The organism is Steroidobacter gossypii, assembly GCF_016801985.1.
Taxonomy (GTDB): domain Bacteria; phylum Pseudomonadota; class Gammaproteobacteria; order Steroidobacterales; family Steroidobacteraceae; genus Steroidobacter; species Steroidobacter gossypii.
Map to the genome: position 1 here is coordinate 992,149 of NZ_JAEVLS010000002.1, position 18,910 is coordinate 1,011,058.

The 18,910-nt window shown below is 62.3% G+C and carries 14 protein-coding genes and 1 pseudogene; 6 read left to right on the forward strand and 9 right to left on the reverse strand.

All coding sequences use genetic code 11. The features are described 5' to 3' along the window. Positions 1-136 precede the first annotated feature (136 nt). The 3 genes and pseudogenes from JM946_RS31610 to JM946_RS11530 all read right to left on the reverse strand — a co-directional run. Positions 137-1,282 (reverse strand): annotated as a pseudogene (locus tag JM946_RS31610) (serine hydrolase domain-containing protein); the annotation flags it as partial. A gap of 80 nt (positions 1,283-1,362) precedes the next feature. Further along, positions 1,363-4,365, reverse strand: coding sequence for a TonB-dependent receptor (locus JM946_RS11525; RefSeq protein WP_203167429.1), 3,003 nt, complete (start codon positions 4,363-4,365; stop codon positions 1,363-1,365). 46 nt (positions 4,366-4,411) lie between these two features. Beyond that, positions 4,412-5,851 (reverse strand): transglutaminase-like domain-containing protein, encoded by a 1,440-nt coding sequence (locus JM946_RS11530; protein ID WP_203167430.1) that lies wholly within the window; start codon positions 5,849-5,851, stop codon positions 4,412-4,414. Between the two features lie 278 nt (positions 5,852-6,129). On the opposite strand from JM946_RS11530, the gene JM946_RS11535 reads away from it, so the two are divergent. From JM946_RS11535 to JM946_RS11550, 4 genes are read left to right on the forward strand one after another with little or no spacing between them, the layout of a single operon-like run. Beyond that, complete coding sequence (locus JM946_RS11535) at positions 6,130-7,296, forward strand: DUF819 family protein (RefSeq protein ID WP_203167431.1); 1,167 nt, start codon at positions 6,130-6,132, stop codon at positions 7,294-7,296. Further along, entirely contained in the window at positions 7,293-8,693 is a 1,401-nt protein-coding gene (locus JM946_RS11540; RefSeq protein ID WP_203167432.1) for a C40 family peptidase, read from the forward strand. The genes JM946_RS11535 and JM946_RS11540 overlap by 4 nt, the downstream gene beginning before the upstream one ends. A 7-nt stretch (positions 8,694-8,700) precedes the next feature. Continuing rightward, positions 8,701-9,792: a dipeptide epimerase gene (locus tag JM946_RS11545; RefSeq protein WP_203167433.1), complete on the forward strand. Its 1,092-nt coding sequence runs from the start codon at positions 8,701-8,703 to the stop codon at positions 9,790-9,792. A gap of 5 nt (positions 9,793-9,797) precedes the next feature. Continuing rightward, positions 9,798-10,646, forward strand: coding sequence for a MurR/RpiR family transcriptional regulator (locus JM946_RS11550; protein ID WP_218042759.1), 849 nt, complete (start codon positions 9,798-9,800; stop codon positions 10,644-10,646). A 103-nt stretch (positions 10,647-10,749) separates the two neighbouring features. On the opposite strand, the gene JM946_RS11555 is transcribed toward JM946_RS11550, so the two are convergent. Together JM946_RS11555 and JM946_RS11560 are read right to left on the reverse strand one after the other, a co-directional pair. Continuing rightward, positions 10,750-11,772 (reverse strand): LacI family DNA-binding transcriptional regulator, encoded by a 1,023-nt coding sequence (locus JM946_RS11555; RefSeq protein WP_203167435.1) that lies wholly within the window; start codon positions 11,770-11,772, stop codon positions 10,750-10,752. Between the two features lie 172 nt (positions 11,773-11,944). Continuing rightward, positions 11,945-12,499: a response regulator transcription factor gene (locus JM946_RS11560; protein WP_203167436.1), complete on the reverse strand. Its 555-nt coding sequence runs from the start codon at positions 12,497-12,499 to the stop codon at positions 11,945-11,947. A gap of 245 nt (positions 12,500-12,744) precedes the next feature. Here JM946_RS11560 and aac(3)-IV point away from each other — a divergent pair, with 245 nt between their 5' ends. Next, positions 12,745-13,578 (forward strand): AAC(3)-IV family aminoglycoside N-acetyltransferase, encoded by an 834-nt coding sequence (gene aac(3)-IV, locus JM946_RS11565; protein WP_322110929.1) that lies wholly within the window; start codon positions 12,745-12,747, stop codon positions 13,576-13,578. Here the strand turns inward: aac(3)-IV and JM946_RS11570 are convergent. After that, complete coding sequence (locus tag JM946_RS11570) at positions 13,518-13,814, reverse strand: hypothetical protein (RefSeq protein WP_203167437.1); 297 nt, start codon at positions 13,812-13,814, stop codon at positions 13,518-13,520. The two genes, aac(3)-IV and JM946_RS11570, sit on opposite strands and share 61 nt — an antisense overlap. 264 nt (positions 13,815-14,078) lie before the next feature. Further along, complete coding sequence (locus JM946_RS11575; RefSeq protein ID WP_203167438.1) at positions 14,079-14,825, reverse strand: coiled-coil domain-containing protein; 747 nt, start codon at positions 14,823-14,825, stop codon at positions 14,079-14,081. Between the two features lie 608 nt (positions 14,826-15,433). On the opposite strand from JM946_RS11575, the gene JM946_RS11580 reads away from it, so the two are divergent. Continuing rightward, a complete protein-coding gene (locus tag JM946_RS11580) occupies positions 15,434-16,096 on the forward strand; it encodes a DUF6134 family protein (protein WP_203167439.1) in 663 nt (220 codons plus the stop codon). A gap of 35 nt (positions 16,097-16,131) precedes the next feature. Here the strand turns inward: JM946_RS11580 and JM946_RS11585 are convergent, their stop codons facing one another. Both JM946_RS11585 and JM946_RS11590 read right to left on the reverse strand, forming a co-directional pair. Beyond that, positions 16,132-17,274 (reverse strand): acyl-CoA dehydrogenase family protein, encoded by a 1,143-nt coding sequence (locus tag JM946_RS11585; protein WP_203167440.1) that lies wholly within the window; start codon positions 17,272-17,274, stop codon positions 16,132-16,134. A gap of 180 nt (positions 17,275-17,454) precedes the next feature. Next, the gene (locus tag JM946_RS11590; protein WP_203167441.1) at positions 17,455-18,654 is read right to left on the reverse strand and encodes an acyl-CoA dehydrogenase family protein; all 1,200 of its coding nucleotides are present in this window, start codon (positions 18,652-18,654) and stop codon (positions 17,455-17,457) included. Between the last annotated feature and the right edge of the window lie 256 nt (positions 18,655-18,910).

Genomic DNA, 18,910 nt, shown 5'->3' on the forward strand with positions numbered 1-18,910 from the left:
TTCGAGACGAAGTGTCTGGCACGCGGTTCACTGATGAGTCGGCGCGTCCGCTAGCCAACTCGTCGGCATAAGACGCGACGCTGCGAAGTCTGCGAGGCGCGGTGATCAGCTTGGCCAGCGCGCTGTTGAGCACGATCCGTGCCTGTGAGCCTTCGCCGTTGATCATGAAGACGAAGCCCGCGCGTTTGTCGGGGAACAGGTTCAGTGCCGAATACATGCCGGCGAGCGTGCCAGTGTGAGCGACGCGCCAGACGCCGTCGACATCTGATAGGCGCCAGCCATAACCATAGGCGTTGATATGACTGCCGTCCCATGATCGTTGGCGCTGACCTAGAGGCATGGGCGTGTGTGCGCTCCAGAGCGCATCGCGCTGCGCGGACGAGAGCCACAGCGTGCCGTCCTTCGCTCGCATCTCGGGGCTCAGCCACACGCGCATCCAGGTCAGCATGTCATTCAGGCTGCAGCGAATTCCACCTGCCGCCGCCGCCGTGTCGACGGAGATGGTGCGAGGGTCGGCACGAATGACGATATTGTCATCGCCGCGCCGCATGTGCGGTTGGGCCACGTTGCCGACGACGTCACGATCCCACTCGCCCACCTGGCAGCGATTCAGGCCGAGAGGCTCGAACAGTTCGCGACGCATGAGCTCTTCATAGGTCGCGCCTCCGGCAGCCGCGGCCACTTCGCCGGCAACGACATACAGGAGATTGTCGTAGGCGTATTGCGAACGAAAGCTCTGCTGCGGCTTCAGGAACGCGAGACCCGAAAGGATATCCGGCCGGGTGAATCGATTGGGCGTGGGCCAGAGCATCAGATCGCCGGCGCCTTCACGCAGCCCCGAGTTGTGGATCAACAAGTCACGCACTTGTATCTGCTGAGTGACCCAGGGGTCGTACATCTTGAATAGCGGCAAATGCCGGATGACAGGATCGTCCCAGCGCAGCTTGCCGGCATCCACCAGCCGAGCGAGCAGGGCGGTGGTCATGGCCTTGCTATTGGAGGCGATCTTGAACAACGTGTCGTTATCGACGGCCTGTTTCGAATCGGCGATGAGTTCGCCAGCCGTGCGAGTGTGAACGATCTGCCCGTCGACGATTACGCCGAGCGCCATGCCCGGCAGGCGATAGCGAGCGACCACGTCGTCAAAGATGCGGTCGACCGACGCGACCAGTTCTGGTGTCGCAGCGGAGGCGCGCCTCTCCGGGAGGGAGCATGAGCTCAGCGCTACGAGCCCGCTGACAACCAGCAGCGCGGCGGCCAACGAGCAAAACTTCACTTTCATGCGTTACGTCATGGGCAGGATGGCAATGACAGGCGGCCCGCATGAGCGGGCCGCCTGTATCGAGCTCGAGCCCTCGATCCTTAGAAATCGAGCTTCACCGTTAGCATGCCATAGCGCGGGGCCTGATAACCGGTGCCGAAACCGTAAAACTGATTGCGCTGCGCGCCGGTGGATCCCAGGCTCTCGTTGACTTCCACCACACGCTGCTGGTCCAGCAGGTTGTAACCTGCCAGCGTGACCTTCAGGTCGGCCGCGGCGAAGGAGTGTCGGTAAGTCACATTGGCGCCGAGGTCGAAGATCCAGGGCGTCCTGCCGCCCGAGCCGCGCGGACGCAGTTCGTATTCGCCAGTGCTGTCGTTGAACACGAAAAAGCTGAAGAAGCAAACGTCGTCGAAGGGATTGCACCGGCCGGTCGCATTGATCGGCCGGCCGGATTGTGCGGTAAGGGTGCCGCCAATCTCCCAGTGCTCGCCCAGCGCCAACCCGCCGCGCATCTTGATCTGATGACGATGATCGTTGGGCAGATAGCCGTACGAGCCGTAGTTCACCCAGGGATTGTCGAAGGCCTCGGTGCGCCCGGTATCGCCGAAATCGGTGTCCGAGTTGATGGGGCCTTCGGCGTTGCCCTTGGCATAGGACAGGGTGTAAGTGGCATTGAACGACCAGCGATCGTCCCAGGCGCGATCGATCATGAACTCCAGCGCTTTGTAATTGCGCCGGGGTTTGGGATAGCCGACTTCGCCGACGTAATTGCCGTCGTCGTCGTACAGGGCCCAGCCGGCTCGGGCGGTGTCGATGGTCACCCAGCCGTCGCTCTCGCCGTCGCAGTCGGTGTCGGAATAGATGGTCACCGGCCGGCCCGGATTGGCCATCACGTAGCCGGCGCCGACCGGCGCGCCATCGCAGATGATCCCGGTGGACGTGATCTCCATGTCGTCGATGGCGTTGGTGAGCTTGCGATAGATGCCGCGCACGCCCCAGGACCACTTATCGTCGATCATGGATTGCAAGCCCAGGATCAACTCGTCCTGGTAGACCGGATCCATGTCGGCGTCGACTTCGCCGCGCAGATCGCCAACCGTGCCGTCGCCCTGCGAGTCGTCCACCGCGAACTGCTCGCCCAGGATCGGCCGCTGCTTGATCACGCCGTTGTACTCGAAGTCTTCCAGGCCGCCGAACCAGTAGTAAGTGCGGCGATCGAGAAAGCCGCCCGCCTGTTTGATGTTGATGACGTTCGCCACCGGCAGGAAGTAACGCCCGGCGTTGCCGAACAGCTTGGTGCGATTGTCGCCTTTCACGTCCCAGGAGAAGCCGAAACGCGGCGCGACCATGTCATCCATCTTGATATAGGAGTCGCCGTCGGAGTTCTTGTTGTCGAACGCTTCGACGCGCACGCCGGCGTTCAACAGCAGACTGGGCGTGATCTGCCAGTTGTCTTCGAGATAGTACGCCGAGTTTTCGGTCTCGAACTCGCCGTCCACTTCGTTCTGCCGGGTCCACACGTACTCGGTGCCGGCGGGCAGGAAGACTCCTTCGATCGTCTCCGGCTCGTCGGTGACGTAGATCTCGTATAGCAGGCGGTCGGGCCCCGGGTAGTACTGCACGTACTTGGAGGTGTTGATCTCGCGATCCAGGCCGAAACGCAGTTGATGGTCGCCGAGCACCCACTCGAAGTCGAGCCGCGCGGCTTCGCGCGTATCGTCGCGAGAAGTGATGTTCGACGATTCGGTGCAACCCAGATCGTCGGCGGGACTGACACGCCGGTCGCGGATGCGCGAGCATTCCAGATCGTTCTGGCTGAAACGCGAGTACTCTCTGTTGTTTTCTCCGTACAGCGCTTTGGCAGAGAAGTTGTCGGTGAGATAGGCGGTGTAGGTGCTCGACCAGTTCAAGCCGCCGTTGTTGGTATAGCGCGTTTGCTGATAGGGCCCTCGGGCGCCGGCGGCGAAGTCGAAGGCGTAGGCATCGCGCACCTGTTCGTTCTCGTCCGAGAACGCCAGCAGTTCAAGCAGGTGTCGATCGTTGATCTGCCAGTCGATCTTGGCGCCCCAGAAACCGTCGTCCTCCTTGGCTTCGTACAAGCTGTCGCCCCGGTCCGTGGTGTTGTTGGGCTGATAATCGCGCGCCTCATACAATGCGAAGAAGAACAGTTTGTCCTTGACGATGGGACCGGAGGCGTAGAAGGTCGCACTGGTGCGGTCGTAATCGTCATAGGAGCCGATGATGCGAGGCGAGCCGTCCGGATTGAAGCGGTTCTTTCGCTCGCTCTGCAACCAGCTTGGCTCCCAGGCTACCTCGGTGCCGTACTCGAACTCGTTGGTGCCCGAGCGGGTCACGGCGTTGATCACGCCGCCGGTGGTGCGGCCGAACTCGACCGAGTAGCCGCCAGTCTTGACCTGAAACTCCTTGTAGAACGCATAGGGCACGGCCGATGCGCCCACGCGGTTGTAGAAGTCGGTGACGTTGAGACCGTTGATGTAGATGGTGTTCTCGGCGATGGACGAGCCGCCGAACGACACGCCGCAGTTGTCACCCTGGCACAAGCCATCGTCGCCTTTGGCGAGGCCTGGGGCCAGCAACGCCACGGACTGGATATCGCGCGCCACCGGCAGACGCTCCAGATCCTCACGCGTGAAGTTGGTGGCGGACTCGGTCGATCTCACGTCGACAGCGCGCACCACGCGTGTGCCGACCACGAATATTTCTTCCAGGTTGGAGAGATTCACTGTCACGTCGGCGGTGGTCGCCGCGCCCAGGCCCACAGTCACCTCGGTGAGCTTGCCGAGCGGGGCGCCATTGCGAGAGCCTTCGACGATATAAGTGCCGACGGGCAGAAACGGAAAGCGATAGGAGCCGTCGGCTTCGGCCTTCACCGTGCGCGTGAATCCTGTCTCGGGATTGCGCGCCGTGATCTCGATGCCCTCGAGTGAGCCCTGGTCGCCAGCGATGATCTTGCCGACCAGCGAGCCGTCGCTGCCAGCGGCATGCGACACGTGCAGTGGCAGCGTTGCCAGGATTGCAGCGCCCGCACCCAGTCTCAGCGCCGTCTTCAGCGCAGCTCCGAGCGATTTATTTTTTTTCATACACCCTCCCGGCCAGTGTTGTGGTGTTAGCCCATTCTTCGGCGGCTCACGGCAGCGCCGTGGCTGTCGGTGCATCCCTCGGCAACGGCAGCAGCGTCGCCTTGAAGTCGTAATCCCAGCGGTCGAAATACAGATTGCCGCCGCGCCATTCCACCTCACCTCGTTGCAGGTCGACGGTCTCGGAGCGGAAATGCTGTTTGGCCGGCACGAACGGCTGGCTGTAGTCGTCGTTGAAGACCACGCGATAGGCGTCGAACGAGCCGAGATAAAAGTTCTGGAGCGCCGGCTCGCCGGCTTGCATCCGGCCGAAAGTCACATCCATGGGCAGCCAGCCGTACGGTGCAAGGTACAGCCAGCCCCAGTCGTGCATGTTGTTGTAGGCGCCGTCGGAGAAGATCCAGCCCGACTGCCAGCGGGCGGGGATGCCATTCAAGCGCAACAGCGTCATCAGCAGCAGCGTCTGCTGGCCGCAATCCGCATGCCCGGCGCGCAATGCATAATCGCTGATGTTGCTGATCGTCGAATATTCCAGCGCGCCGGCCCACGGAATGCGATCCACGGCATCGAACAGCTTCTGGGCGATTCGATAGGGATTCTTCTCGTCCCCGACCACTTCGCGCGAAAACTTCCGCAGGTCCTCTGTGAATACGATGTGCGGTGGACGTTCGCCCAGGTGAAGCGCCAGGTCCGGGGATGGATTCACGGGGACGACCTTGTCCGGATCGATTTGCCTGTGCTGACCATAGATGGTCAGCTCGTAGGTCACGGAAAACTGCGTCGGCTGGGCGGCGACGGCGGCTTGTTCGAAATACACCGTCCGCTGCAGCGTCGACTCGGGCGCGATCTGATGTTTGGCGGGACGGCTGTCGATGAACTGAATGTTTTCTTGCTGGCCAGGGATGGCGCGAGGGTAGGGGATCCACGCCCGGATCGTTTCTCCCGCCGGCACGGCATCGGCCTTTACTGAGATCGATTGCGTGATGCGCACGCGACGAGGCGCGACCGCGCCACGGCCGGTCCTCTTCGCTTCAGCCAGCACTTCTCGATGATGCGCGTGTGGCTTCTCGAGCGGACTGTCGTTGAATGGAGCGGGATTCGCTCGCCGGCCGCGAGCTTCTGCGCTCAGCCGAAACAGATTCGAAGGCGCACGCTTGAAATACAGCTTCTTGCCATCGATCACGCGCGATTCGAGTAGTCCGGCCGCATCCCAGGTGGCGAACTCTTCGTCCGTCAGATCGGGAATCTGTTTGCGAACGCGCGCTTGTGCATCCGCCGCCGTCAGACTGAAATCGAGCAGAATGCGCCGCATGCGCTCACGCTCGAATTCGTAAGCCTGTCTGTGCTCGAGAGAAAGAGAAGAGGAGCGAAGCGCGTCGTCGATGGCGCGCTCGGCATCATTGAACGCGCCGGCGTCCACGAGCTGTACTATGGCGCTGACGGGAGTGCTGCCGTAGGCAGGGCTCGCGATGGCCCCGGCCAACAGCAAGCACGCGGTCAGTGAAGCCGCACGATTCGATCGGCGACGCGTTTGGCTCGCCTGATGGATGGTGGCTTCCCGGTGGCACGGCAGAGGCGGTCGAGCAGTCACTTGAGTGCGTCCACGTCGGCGAAGGTTGGCTCGGGCGCGGTGTAGTCATGGTGTAACACGACGCCGAAGTCGCGGTCAATAATTTATTCTTGCTTCGAAACTAAGAAGAAGCGAATATTCTGAGCCATGCGAAGCTCGCGCGCCGACACCGACTCCAACCCATACGAAGTGCCGCGATGATCGAGACGGTCTGGCCGTATCTCGCGCTCATGCCGCTGGCCGCCGGAGTGTTCCCGTCGTTGGAAAAGCGCTTTCAATGGCGCGTATTCCACGTGCTGCCGCCGATTGTCTGGACTTATCTGTTCGTGACGGCGCTGGCGGTGGCGGGCGTTTGGACGGCGACGCCGGAGATTCAGGGAGCGCAGCGAGCGCTCACCGGCCAGTTGTTGCCGGCATTGTTGTTTCTGTTGATGGTCACCTGCGACTTGCGAGCCATCCTCGCGGTCGGACCGCGTGTGCTGGCTGTATTCGTCTGCGCGATGTTCAGCATTCTCGTGGCCATCGTGCTGACCTATCTGCTGTTCCGATCGCTGCTGCCGGCGGAAGGGTGGAAGATGCTGGCTGCGTTGAGCGCCACCTGGACCGGCGGCTCGGCCAATCTGGTGGCGGTCAAACAGGTCATCGGCTTGTCGGAGAGCGCATTGCCCGCCGTGCTGCTGGCCGACGCACTCTGCTATTCGGTGTGGGTGCTCGTGTTGTTCTCCACTGGCGCGTTGGCGCCGGTCTTCAATCGTTGGACGCGAGCCGATCAGAACGGTCGCGAGTATCCGCAGCTGGCGCCGGTGGCCTCGGCGGGTCCGGCGGATGCAGGAAACGTTCTGTTGTGGCTGGGCCTGGCGATGCTGGTCGGCCTGGGGGCCGGTCGAATTGCCGCCATGATGCCCACTTCGACGATGCTCACTCAGACGTCCTGGACCGTGTTGTTCTCGACCGTCGCCGGGCTGGTCGTCGCGCGCACGCCGCTCGCTCGCATTCCAGGTCCGGCGTCCACAGGTGCAGCGCTGTTGGCGCTGCTGGTGGCCGTGCTCGCATCGCAATCCAATTTCCGAGGGCTCGCCTCGGCGCCGCTCTTTATTCTGTGCGCTTTCGTCACGATGCTGTTGCATATCGGGCTCCTCGCGATGCTGGCGCGGATGTTTCGGTTCGACATGTTCCTGTGTGGCATCTCCTCGCTCGCGCAGATCGGTGGCGTGGCCTCGGCGCCTGTGCTCGCAGCAACGTATTCGCCGGTACTCGTGCCCATCGCGATTCTGCTCGCCATGCTGGGACTGATTCTCGGCACCGGGATGGGCTTGTTCATGGCGAGCGTGCTGTCCGCGCTGGCGCCGGCGGGAGCCGCATGATGTTCAAACATTCGCTATTGTTGTCGCTCGTCATTCTGATCGCGGGCTGCGCAGGCGTGCGCGGCGAGCAGTCTGGCAGTGTTGGATCAACCACTGGCGTCATCGGCGTGGACCCTGCGCATCTCACCGCTGAGTATTGGACCCGACGCGCACCAGCTGCGAACGCGGTCGTGCTCGATTCAGCCGCCATTGCTGAACAGAACCAGCGACTGAAACAAACCGACAAATCGGTACGCGATATCGAAGCTCTGCCGACCTCGCTGACCGCAACCGATGTGCGTCAGTGGATCGAGGCGATGTCGGCTCGGCCGCAACGGACGCTGTACGATGAGCAAGGACGCGAGGTGACCGCGGCGCGCGTGGATGACTGGCTGGCGGCGTTGGGGCTCGACGCCATCCCTGCAACTCAACCGACTCGATACGGAATGGTCGTGCGACGCGCGGACTTGCGCACGTTCCCAACGCGGGCACGCGTGTTCTCGGCTACCGACGATACGGATATCGATCGATTCCAGGAGAATGCGTTGTTTCCGGGAACGCCGGTCGTGATCGCGCATGCCAGCCGCGGTGGGAAATGGCTGTTTGTCGTGAGCGCGCTCTACAGTGCATGGATAGAGAAGGACGCGGTTGCAGAAGGGAATCGTGAGGCGGTCTTTGCTTATCCGCGCAAGGCGCCGTATCTGGTCGTCACTGGCGCGAAGGTGCACACCGTCTTCACGCCCGAGCGGCCAGAGGTTTCCAGCGTGCAGCTCGAAATGGGCGCGCGTGTGCCGTTGCTGGCGGATTGGCCGATCGAGACGCCCGTCAACGGTCAGCATCCTTACACGGCGCATGTCATCGAGCTGCCGTATCGTGCGGCCGATGGCTCTCTGCAATTCTCGCCGGCGCTCCTGCCCAAGACCCAGGATGTGCAGGACCGGTATCTGCCGCTGACTCGCGCAAACATTCTGCGACAGAGCTTCAAGTTCCTGGGCGAGCGCTACGGCTGGGGTCATTCATACAATGCGCGCGATTGCAGCGGCTTCGTGTCCGAGGTGTATCGCAGCTTCGGTGTGCAGTTGCCCCGCAACACTCGCGATCAGGGCGTGAGCCCGGCGTTCAATCGTATCGAGCTCACGGCGGCCGACGATCATGACCAGCGCGAGGCGCTGCTGCGGCAGGCGCAGGTTGGGGATCTCATTTACATCCCCGGCCACGTGATGATGGTCATCGGTCAGGACCAGGGCGGTCCTTACGTGATTCACGACACCACCGGCATTAGCTTTCGTCGCGGCGAGGGTGACATCGAGCGGGCCCGATTGAACGGCGTCTCGGTCACACCCTTGCTGCCACTGTTGCTGAGCGAGGGGCAGCCCATGATCGACCGCATCTACAGCATTCAGCGGATTCGCTACTGAGACCATCATGAAGATCACGGCTATTCGGTATGGCATGTTGCGCGTGCCGTTGAAGACCCCCTTCAAGACAGCGCTGCGCACCGTGGATATCGTCGAAGACATCGTCGTCGAGATTCACACCGACACCGGTCACGTGGGCTATGGCGAAGCGCCGGCCACTGCGGTGATCACTGGCGACACGCATGGCTCCATCGTCGAGGCCATCGCCAAGTTCATCGCGCCAAGGCTGATCGGGCAGGACATCGCCAATCTCAATCGCATCACTCAACTGATCCAGACGTCGTTGGAAAAAAACTCCAGCGCCAAAGCGGCGGTCGAGATCGCGATCTACGACCTGTTCGGGCAGCTGTACAACGCGCCGCTCTACAAGATGCTCGGCGGCGGCGATCCGGTGGTGACCACCGATATCACCATCAGCGTGGATTACATCGACAAGATGGTCGCGGACTCCATCGCGGCCGTGGAGCGCGGCTTCGAGGCGCTCAAGATCAAGGTCGGCAAGGACATCGGGGTCGATATCGAGCGCGTCAAAGCGATCTACGCGGCGGTGGAGGATCGCGCCTTGCTGCGGCTGGATGCGAATCAGGGCTGGACGGCGAAGCAGGCGGTATACGCGCTGCAGACGCTAGAAGACGCGGGGGTGCGGCTGGAGCTGGTGGAGCAGCCGGTCAAAGCGCAGGACCTCGACGGTCTGCGCTATGTCACCGAGCGAGTGCATACGCCCATTATGGCGGATGAAAGCGTGTTCGGCCCGACCCAGGTGATCGAGCTGATCCGGATGCGCGCCGCCGATATCATCAATATCAAACTCATGAAGACCGGCGGCATCTCCAGCGCCATCCATATTGCCGATATCGCGGCGCTCTATGGGGTGGAGTGCATGATCGGCTGCATGCTCGAGACCAGCATCAGCGTGGCGGCGGCGGTGCACCTGGCCGCTGCCAAGGCCAATGTGATCACCAAGGTGGACCTCGACGGGCCGTCGCTGTGTGCGTTCAATCCGGTCGATGGCGGCGTGATCTTCAACGAATCCGAAATCTCGATCACCGATGCGCCGGGCCTGGGCATCCGTGAGATTCGCGGGCTGGAGAGGTTGTGAGATAAATGTCGCCCCTCGTGAAAATTCGCGCGGAACGGGATCAGATGTCGGCGATCGAACGCCGCATCGCCGATTTCATGCTCGACAATGCGCACCTGCTGCGCGACTACTCCTCCCAGCAGCTGGCCGATGCCTTGCAGATCAGTCAGTCGAGTGTGGTCAAGTTCAGCCAGAAGCTGGGCTTCAAGGGATATCCGGATCTCAAGTATTCGGTCGGAGAGGCGGTTGCCCGGGCCAGCGACGGGCAGGTGAAGACGACGGCCAGGTCGCCTCGAGCGGCCACTCGTGAGTCTCTTGCCGAGACGCTGTGGCAGAGCAAGTCGCGGGCGGAGGAGGAGACGCGGCTCATCAACGATCCGGAAACATTGGGTGAGATCGCGGCACTGCTGAGCCGCGCTGGCAAGGTGTACTGCATCGGTTTGGGAGATGACGGGAGCGCGGCTCAGACGTTCGCGCAGCGCCTGGCGCTACTCGGGACGTTTACGGTGCATCATGACGATCCGGTGCGGATGACCGCGAGCATCTCGAGTGCGGAGCGAGGCGATGTCCTGATGGTGTTCTCGGAGCAGGGCCAGCAGGCGGCGCTCAATCAGCTGTCACGACAATTTCGCGAGCGCCATGGCAAGGTGATCTCGGTGACTCGCCACACCTCGAATCCGCTGCGTGCCCATGCGGATGCGACGCTGCTGGTCTCGGCGCATGACGAGCGCTCTCACATCCAGCCGCTGCTGTATCAGTCAGCGCTGCAACACCTGCTGGATCAGGTCTTCGTGCTGATGTGCGACGGCGATCGCCTGGAACAGCTGAACACCAACCTGGAACACATCCAGCACCTGCTGGACCCCAAGCTTTGAGTAGCGGCAGATCCTCCGGGAAACGCCTGCCGCAAGCGAAAATACAAACGTTTGTTCCCCCCGGAACGGGACGGGGCCCAGGGGGTGGGTCTTCTCGAACTTGTCAGGCTCGCAAGCGAGCGGCGACCCTAGGCGGGCCGCTGGACTCCCGTTCAATCAGCGTACAGGGCAGCACCTTCTGGGTGCGCTTGTTGTCATCCTCGCTCGTCAAGTTGGATGCCGTGTGAAGCAGGCGGATCGCGCTCTGGGCCATCTCGGCGATGGGTTGGCGAGCCGTGGTGATCGCGGGGGACACGATGGACGCGATCGGCGTGTCGTCGAAGCCGACGACGGTGAGGTCCCTCGGCACGTCGAGGTGATGGCGATGAGCCACGGAGATGGCCGCCGCGGCCATGTCGTCGTTGCAGGCGATGATGGCCGTGCATTCAGGAAAGGAAGCCAGCATCTTCTCCGTGGCCTCGAGACCCGATTGAAAGGTGAAAGCACCCTGCTCGACGGGACACTTCTTGATGCCTGCCGCAGCCATCGCCCGCAAGTGGCCTCGCAAGCGCTCGGCCGCGCCTTTGGATGTGGCAGAGCCGGCGATGAAACCGATATGACGATGGCCGAGCTCGATGAGTCGGGTCGTCATCCGGCCGGCGATGTCGAAGTGATCGGCCGAGACGCTGAAGCGATGAATCTCCAGGTTGGCCGGCGAAATGGCGACCCAGCGCGCCTGCGCCTCACGCAGCAACTTCAGCACATCGGGCGCGTCGCAGGCAGGCGAAGGCAGCACGAACGCCTGTACGCCGCTGCGCAGGAGCGCGTCGATCTCGGCGGTGCGGTCGTGCGTTTCCGCATCGGCCGTGAGTGTCAGCTGCATGCCGAGCTTGCTAGACTCCTTGAGCGCGCCGGTCAGCAGTTCGCTCAGGAACGCCTGGCTGGGGTTCGAATACACCAGGCCGACGCGCGACGGACCGGAGCCGGCGAGGGCGCGAGCCGAAACGTTGAGGCGGTAATTGAGCTTCTTGACGGCGGCGAACACCCGTTCCTGCAACGGCGCCCGCACCAGGTGACCGCCACGCAAGACCCGCGACACCGTCATACGTGAGACGCCGGCCGCAGCCGCGACATCGTCGATGGTCACTTCCTGTACCTGGCGGCGAGGTCGCCGCTTCTCCGTTCGCGTAGCCAGCTGTGCCTCCGCCTCGAATGACCCCGAGCGCGAGAATGCGCTGCGGTTCGGCAGGGCGTCAAGATTGAGGGTCGAGGGCTTCGAGCCCGTCTGCGGAATGTTTTATCCGACGCGCGGCGGACTCTCAGACGTGGTGAAGCAAGCTGCGCTTCATCGGCTTGTGGGTCGATGTCGATGTCGGGGGCGCTGTCGCCGGGGCTTCCGTCGGCAGACCGCCACCGCCGTCGTCCGGGCCGATCATGTTCATGCGCAGGTCCGCATAGGTTTTGATCAGCGAAGCGCGCACCGACCGCAAGTCGGTGTTCATCAACGCGGCGATCTCGTTGTGTTTCTTGCCCTCCTTGAACAGACACAGGATGTCATGATCGGGCTTGGGCAACGTCGCCAGATAACGATCCATGAGCTGTTCCTCGAAGGGCGGCGACTGATAGCCGAGCTGGCTCAGCTCCCGGACCGCGCGCTCGATGATGAGTCGAGCGTCGAACTCCTGCTCACCGGAGGTCGCGAGCTGGCGCAGATCCGTCGCCGTGCGATCCAGGATGCTGCTCACGAGGTCGGGCGGGCTGCTGACTTCGGGCGCGACGGGCTTGCTCGGTGGCGCGCTTCGCCAACCGATGCGTTCGAAGAAATGTCGGATTGCGCGACGCAGCGACTTCATCTCTTGTTCGAATGACTGCATGAGTCGAGTGCTCGGGCCAGGAGGTCGAATGGAGGCTAAAATATTTCGGCAGTAAAGCTCAATACGCAGCACAGGCAGGTCAAAAGCGCGATTCCTCGCGATTACATGCATTTTCAAGAAGGGAAGCGTTGTAAGTACGGATGAGCGGAGTCGCAGAAAAATTTCCGCCACCGGTGTCCGATGCTCTGCGCACAGCAGGTTCTTGCGCAGGAACGATTCGCATTTGTTTCTAAGTGGAGTTGCTAGTGACTGCAGCAGTGAAAAACGAGTTGAGCGTGGCCGACGTGACGTCACAGCTGCGCCGCCTGGGAGTCAGGCCGGGCGGCGTATTGCTGGTGCATACGTCGTTTCGCGCGGTTCGTCCGGTCGAGCGCGGGCCCTTGGGGTTGATCGAAGCGTTACGCGCGGCGCTCGGCCCCGAGGGCACTTTGGTGATGCCCTCGTGGAGCGATCGCGACGACGAGCCGTTCGACGCGCTGGTCACGCCGAGCGCTCATGACCTTGGCGTGCTTCCGCAGACGTTCTGGCGTTTGCCGGGCGTGGTTCGAAGCGATCACTTCCATGCGTTCGCAGCGCTCGGGCCGCAGGCGCGATTCATCACCTCGGACCCGCTGCCACTGCCTCCGCACATTCCAGCAAGCCCGGTCGGCCGAGTGCATGACCTCGATGGCCAGGTATTGCTGCTCGGCGTGGGGCACGACGCGAATACCACCTTGCATCTGGCCGAGGTGGTCGCGGGAGTTCCCTATCGCACGCCAAGTTACTGCACGGTGCTGGAGAATGGTCGTCGCAAGCGCATCGACTATGGCGAGAACAATCACTGTTGCTCTCGCTTCGCATTGGCGGACGACTGGCTACGAGCGCGCGGGCTGCAGTTGGAGGGGCAGGTGGGTCACGCTCACGCCAGGCTGGCGAAATCGCGCGACGTCGTTAGCGTGACCGTCGAACACCTGTCCACTGACCGGCTGTTGTTCTTGCATCCCGTCGGTGCGGGATGTGGTGAATGCGAAGAAGCTCGTCAAACCGTCGAGACCCTCGACGCCGCGGGCGCGGGATCTCTCACCAGAAACATCGGCTGACTGGTCGCTTTGGACGATACGCTGATCCATTGCCAGGCATCGATGCTCTCGGGCAGCTGGGCGCCACCCTCGTCGATGGGGCGGCAGCCGCTGTTGTGCCGGCTCACGCTTTGAGCGGCGGCCGCGGCCGATGGAAACGAGCCGACGAAATGATCGTTGAACCAAAGCTCGCAGCTGTTGTTGTCGCGCGCCGCGCGAATGGTCAGCGTGCCCGCAGGGATGGCAGTGGCGTACATGGGAACCTCCGTCCGCTAATCTCTTCGGGTTGGAGGCTCACCATATGCCGGGTGCAGCCCATTTTACAATGCCATTTGCGTATAAGAACGGCGACAGTTGTGTGACCGCCGCGCTCGTCAGCGCTACATCGAGGCTGCTGACAGGACGCGAGATCACCTGGGAATAACCTATGTTACGTGCGAAGTAACGTATGTTATATCGCTATTGCTCGCGCCTGTCGTTGCATGCGCGCGTCATCCGCACCGAATGACGCGTACGCAAAGTCACTTCTTACCGTTCTTGCCCTTGGTGGGCTCGTCCTTGGCTTCTTCGGTCAGGCTCTTGTCGAGCTCGGGCAGCGCCGGCAGATCCTTCTCATCGCTCACCAGCGGCTTGAGCTGCTCGTGCAGCTTGCTCGCCAGCTGGTGCGTATCGGTGTAAGCCGTGACCAGCTTGGCGTTCTTTTCGTTGGCCTTGTTGAGCTGCTCTTCGGTCTGCTGCTTTTCCTTGCGCAGGGTGGCCATATTGGCTTCGGCCTGACGGCGGCCGTCGGCCTCGTCCTGCTTCTCCTTGCGCAGCGCCTTGAGCTTCTTCACCACGTTCTCGGGCGTGTCCGCGAGCGCGGCGTTGATCGCCTTAACCGCCTTGTCCTTCTCGGCGACCACAGCCTTCATCTGCTGCATCTCTTTGGTGAAGTTGGCGCGCTCGATCTCGATCTGGCGCGTGGCGTTTTCGTGCGCGGCGCGCACTTCAGCGGAGGTGTTCTCGGCGACAGTGCGAGCTTTCTCGGCGGCCTGCAGCTTCTTCTCCATCTCGGCGATCGCCTGCTTGGCTTCCTGGCGCGCGATGGCAACGCTCGAGTCGGCCTCGGCAATCTTCTTGATGACTGCGTCAAGCGCTACTTTGAGTTCATCCTGAGAGCAGTTGGGATCCAGCTTCAAGGCGTCGGTCGCCGACCGCATCAAAATCTGCTTGCTGATCGCAAGCTCTTTCCAAACTTTCAACTGCAGCTCAAGTTGCGCTTGTTCCACATTCACTTCCTGGGGTTGGTTACGGGGGGTAGACAAAACTAAACTCGCCGGCAAAGCCAAAAATCGTTTCGGTATCGAGCCAATCGGGTCAATGCAAACCGGTCTCTAAAAGGTCTTCAGGGTCCCATGGGTCGGGGCCGATTTCGGTTAGACAAGGCGCGGGAATTTTCGGGGCGCGGATTGTATGCCAAAACACGGCCGCTGGGACCGCCTGTAACGCGCATTTCACGCAGAATTCAACTCAAACTGGGCTCGATTTCGCACTCGGTTCGCTCTACACGCGCGCCCTGGATCCGCCTCAGGCGCTTCCGGAGGTGGTCCTGATATGGAGTCAGGCCAGTAAAATCCAAGGCTTACGACCACAAATTGGCATGGTGCGTTGGCTCTCGCCTGGCTTTGCCGCGCGCTCGGCTCGGGTGTCGGGGCACACCGGCGATTCTTCAAGGCCCGGTCATCCGAACGCGGTTCCGACCCGACATTTTGGCTCTCGACAGCACCGTCCGCGCAGCTGCTCCGACGCCAAGCCGACGCTCGAGCTCACATCCAAAGCCGCTCGTGCACCGAAATCCGTTCAGGTTGTCACGGACAAGGCGGGCAGCATGGCCTCGATGAGCAGAATCCTGGGACGCAGCTTGCTGGCGCTGCTGGCCTCGAGCTGGGCGTCGGCGGCAGGCGCCAATCAGACCTGGGACTTCCGCGTGTTCCTGGACGACAAGGAGATCGGCACGCATCGCTTCGAGCTGATCGAGCAGGGAGCTCGGCGTCAGCTCACCAGTCAGGCGCGCATGACGGTCAAGATCCTGTTCGTGACCGCCTACTCGTACGATCACCACGACGTCGAGCAGTGGGATGGCGATTGCCTGGACTCGCTGTCCTCGAGCACCGACGACAATGGTAAGAAATATCGCGTCGAGGTGAAGCGCGCCAGTCGCGAGGCACCTGATCGCCACACCGAGGTGAAACGGCTCGAAGGCGCCGACCAGGCCGTGCAGCGGCTGAGCGAATGCGTGCTGACCTTTGCCTACTGGAATCCGGCGATGCTGCAGCAGTCGCGCTTGTTGAACTCGCAGAATGGCGATTACGTCGACGTGAAGATCACGGACGCCGGGCTCGACCCCATCGTCGTGCGTGGCGTGAAGACGCCGGCGCGGCGCTACCAGCTGCGCAGCCAGAAGCTGTCGATCGATCTGTGGTATTCGGAGCAGAAGCAATGGCTGGCGCTGGAGTCGACCACCGAGCGCGGCCAGAAGCTGATCTACAGGTTGAAGTGAGCGACCCGGGACGCTCGTCCCGGGTCGTGACTCGGCTATGCTGCGTTCGATGCCGCGATGAACTGCTGGGTATGGAAGTCCGCGTCGCCCAGGGTCAGATCGATGGCCGTCAGCCGCTTGAAGTAGTGGCTCACCATCAACTCCTCGGTCATGCCCATGCCGCCATGGAGTTGCACTGCCTGCTGGGCGATGAACCGGCCCGCCTGGCCGACGATCGCCTTGGCGGCCGACAACGCGCGGCGGCGTTCTCCGGCATCGCTATCGACACACCTGATCGCCGCGAGGTAGCTCATGGAGCGGGCCTGTTCGCTGTGCAGGAACATGTCCGCCATCCGATGCTGCAACACCTGGAAGCGTGCGATCGGCTGTCCGAACTGCTTGCGGTTCTTGGTGTAGTCGAGGGTGGTGGCGTTGACCGCCTTCATGATGCCCACCGCTTCGGCGCACAGCGCGCTGAGGGCCTGATCGTGCGCAGCTTCGATGGCCGCGAACGCCTTGCCTTCGGCGCCCACGAGGCTGGAGGCGGGCACTGCGACTTTTTTCAATTCGATATCGGCGGCGCGCTGACCGTCGATGGTGCCGTAGTCTTTGACGGTCACGCCCGCGGCTTTGGGATCGACGCGAAAGATGCTGATGCCGTCTGTGTCGCCCACTCGACCGGCGGTCCGCGCGCTCACCAGCAACTCGTCGGCCGCGCCGCCGCCCAAGATGACGTTCTTCACACCATCCAGGACATAGCCGCTGGACGTTTTTTCGGCGCGAGTGGCGACGTGATTGATCTCACCGCGCGTCTGCGGCTCCTGATGGGCAACGATGACGATGCGCTCGCCCGAAGCGACGTCCGGCAGCAGTTGTTCGGCCGCGGCCTTGTCGTCGATCCGAGTGAGCAGTACCGGCGTCATCACAGCCGCGGGGAGGAAAGGTTCGACCACCAGGCCCTCGCCGAGCGCATTCATCACCAGCATGGTTTCCACCGGGCCGCTGCCCAGGCCGCCATGTTCCTCCGGTACATTGAGCGCCGTGAGTCCGAGGCCCGCCAGGGCCTGCCATTTCTCGCGGCTCCAACCCGCCGGGCTCTTGAGGATGTCGCGCCGGGCTTCGAACGAATACTCATCGCGCACGTAGCGCTGCACGGTATCCACCAGCAGTTGCTGTTCTTCGCTGAAATTGAAATCCATGGAACCTACTCTTGCTACTTTTCCATCGGCTGCGAGCCGAACACGGAACCACAAAACCTGGCTAGGGCCACCCCAGGCACACGGATGTGCCCGCCGCCTCCGGCGGCGAGCGCAGGGGACAAGTCGCGCCTTTCTCCTGCGCCACAGCGCGAGTGGCAGGATGCCCGAGTCGCTGTTTCATCAAAGCCCCAGGATCATCTGGGCAATGATGTTGCGCTGGATCTCGTTCGAGCCGCCGTAGATGGTGACCTTGCGAACATTGCAATAGTTCGCAGCCAGCGGCGCGGCATAGTCGGGGCCGGCGACGCTGTGCAGGTCGCCTTCTTCGATCGAGGCGCGCTCGAAGGGCAGGGCGTACGGGCCCACCGCATACATCATCAGCTCGGAGATGGCCTGCTGAATCTCGGTGCCTTTGATCTTGAGAATGGAGGCTTCGGGTCCCGGCGCACGCTTCTCCGATTCGGCCGACAGGGCGCGCAGATTGGTGATCTCCAGCGCCATCAGATCCATCTCGACCTGCGCCACGCGCGCCGCGAACAACGGGTCCTCGAGCAGCGGGCGGCCGTTCTTGGTTTCCTTGCGCGCGATGTTTTTCAAGCGGGCGAGTTCGCGCTTGGAGGCGCCGACGCCGGCGATGTTGGTGCGCTCATGGCCGAGCAGGAACTTGGCGTAGGTCCAGCCTTTGTTTTCTTCGCCGATGCGATTCTCGACCGGCACTTTCACATTCTCGAACCAGACTTCGTTGACTTCGTGCGCCCCGTCCATGGTGATGATGGGCCGCACGGTGATGCCCGGCGTCTTCATGTCGATCAACAGAAACGAGATGCCCTGCTGCTGCTTGGGCGCATTGGGATCGGTGCGCACCAGGCAGAAGATCCAGTCGGCGTACTGGCCGAGCGTGTTCCAGGTTTTCTGGCCGTTGACGATGTAGTGGTCCCCCTGTCGTTCCGCCCGGGTTTTGAGCGAGGCGAGGTCGGAGCCCGCGCCCGGCTCGGAATAGCCCTGGCACCACCACACGTCGCCACTGATGATTCCCGGCAAAAAGCGTTGCTGCTGGGCGGGCGAGCCGAACGCCATGATCACGGGCGCAACCATCTTCAATCCAAAGGGAATGGTCCGAGGAGCACCGGCCGCTGCCGCTTCCTCATCGAATATATGCATCTCCACCGGACCCCAGCCCGGACCGCCGAATTGTTTCGGCCAGCCCGGCGCACCCCAGCCGCGCTGATACAGGATCTTTTGCCAGCGGGTGTAGTCCTGCGCTCGTAACGCCAGACCATTTTTGACGCGCTCGGCAATGTCTTGCGGGAGCTGATCTCGCAGGAACTGGCGGACTTCGTCGCGGAACGCTAGCTCCGCGGGCGTGAAATTCAAATCCATGGAAACTGCCTTTGTCTGGCTGCTGTGCAGAATGATAGTTCTCGATGCAGGCTGTGATCATAGGGGCGCGCACGGCGCGTCCGCAACCTCGGACACCCGGGCAGACCCGCACGCATCGCTCCGAGTTCCCGACATTCGCCCCTTGCCCGATCCTGGATGCTCACATACCTTGACGGACGGGCGGCTTGGTTGCGCAGTGCGAGATGTGATAATTTTTCGGCAGAACCGGCGCCCGCATTGTGGAATCAAATGTGCG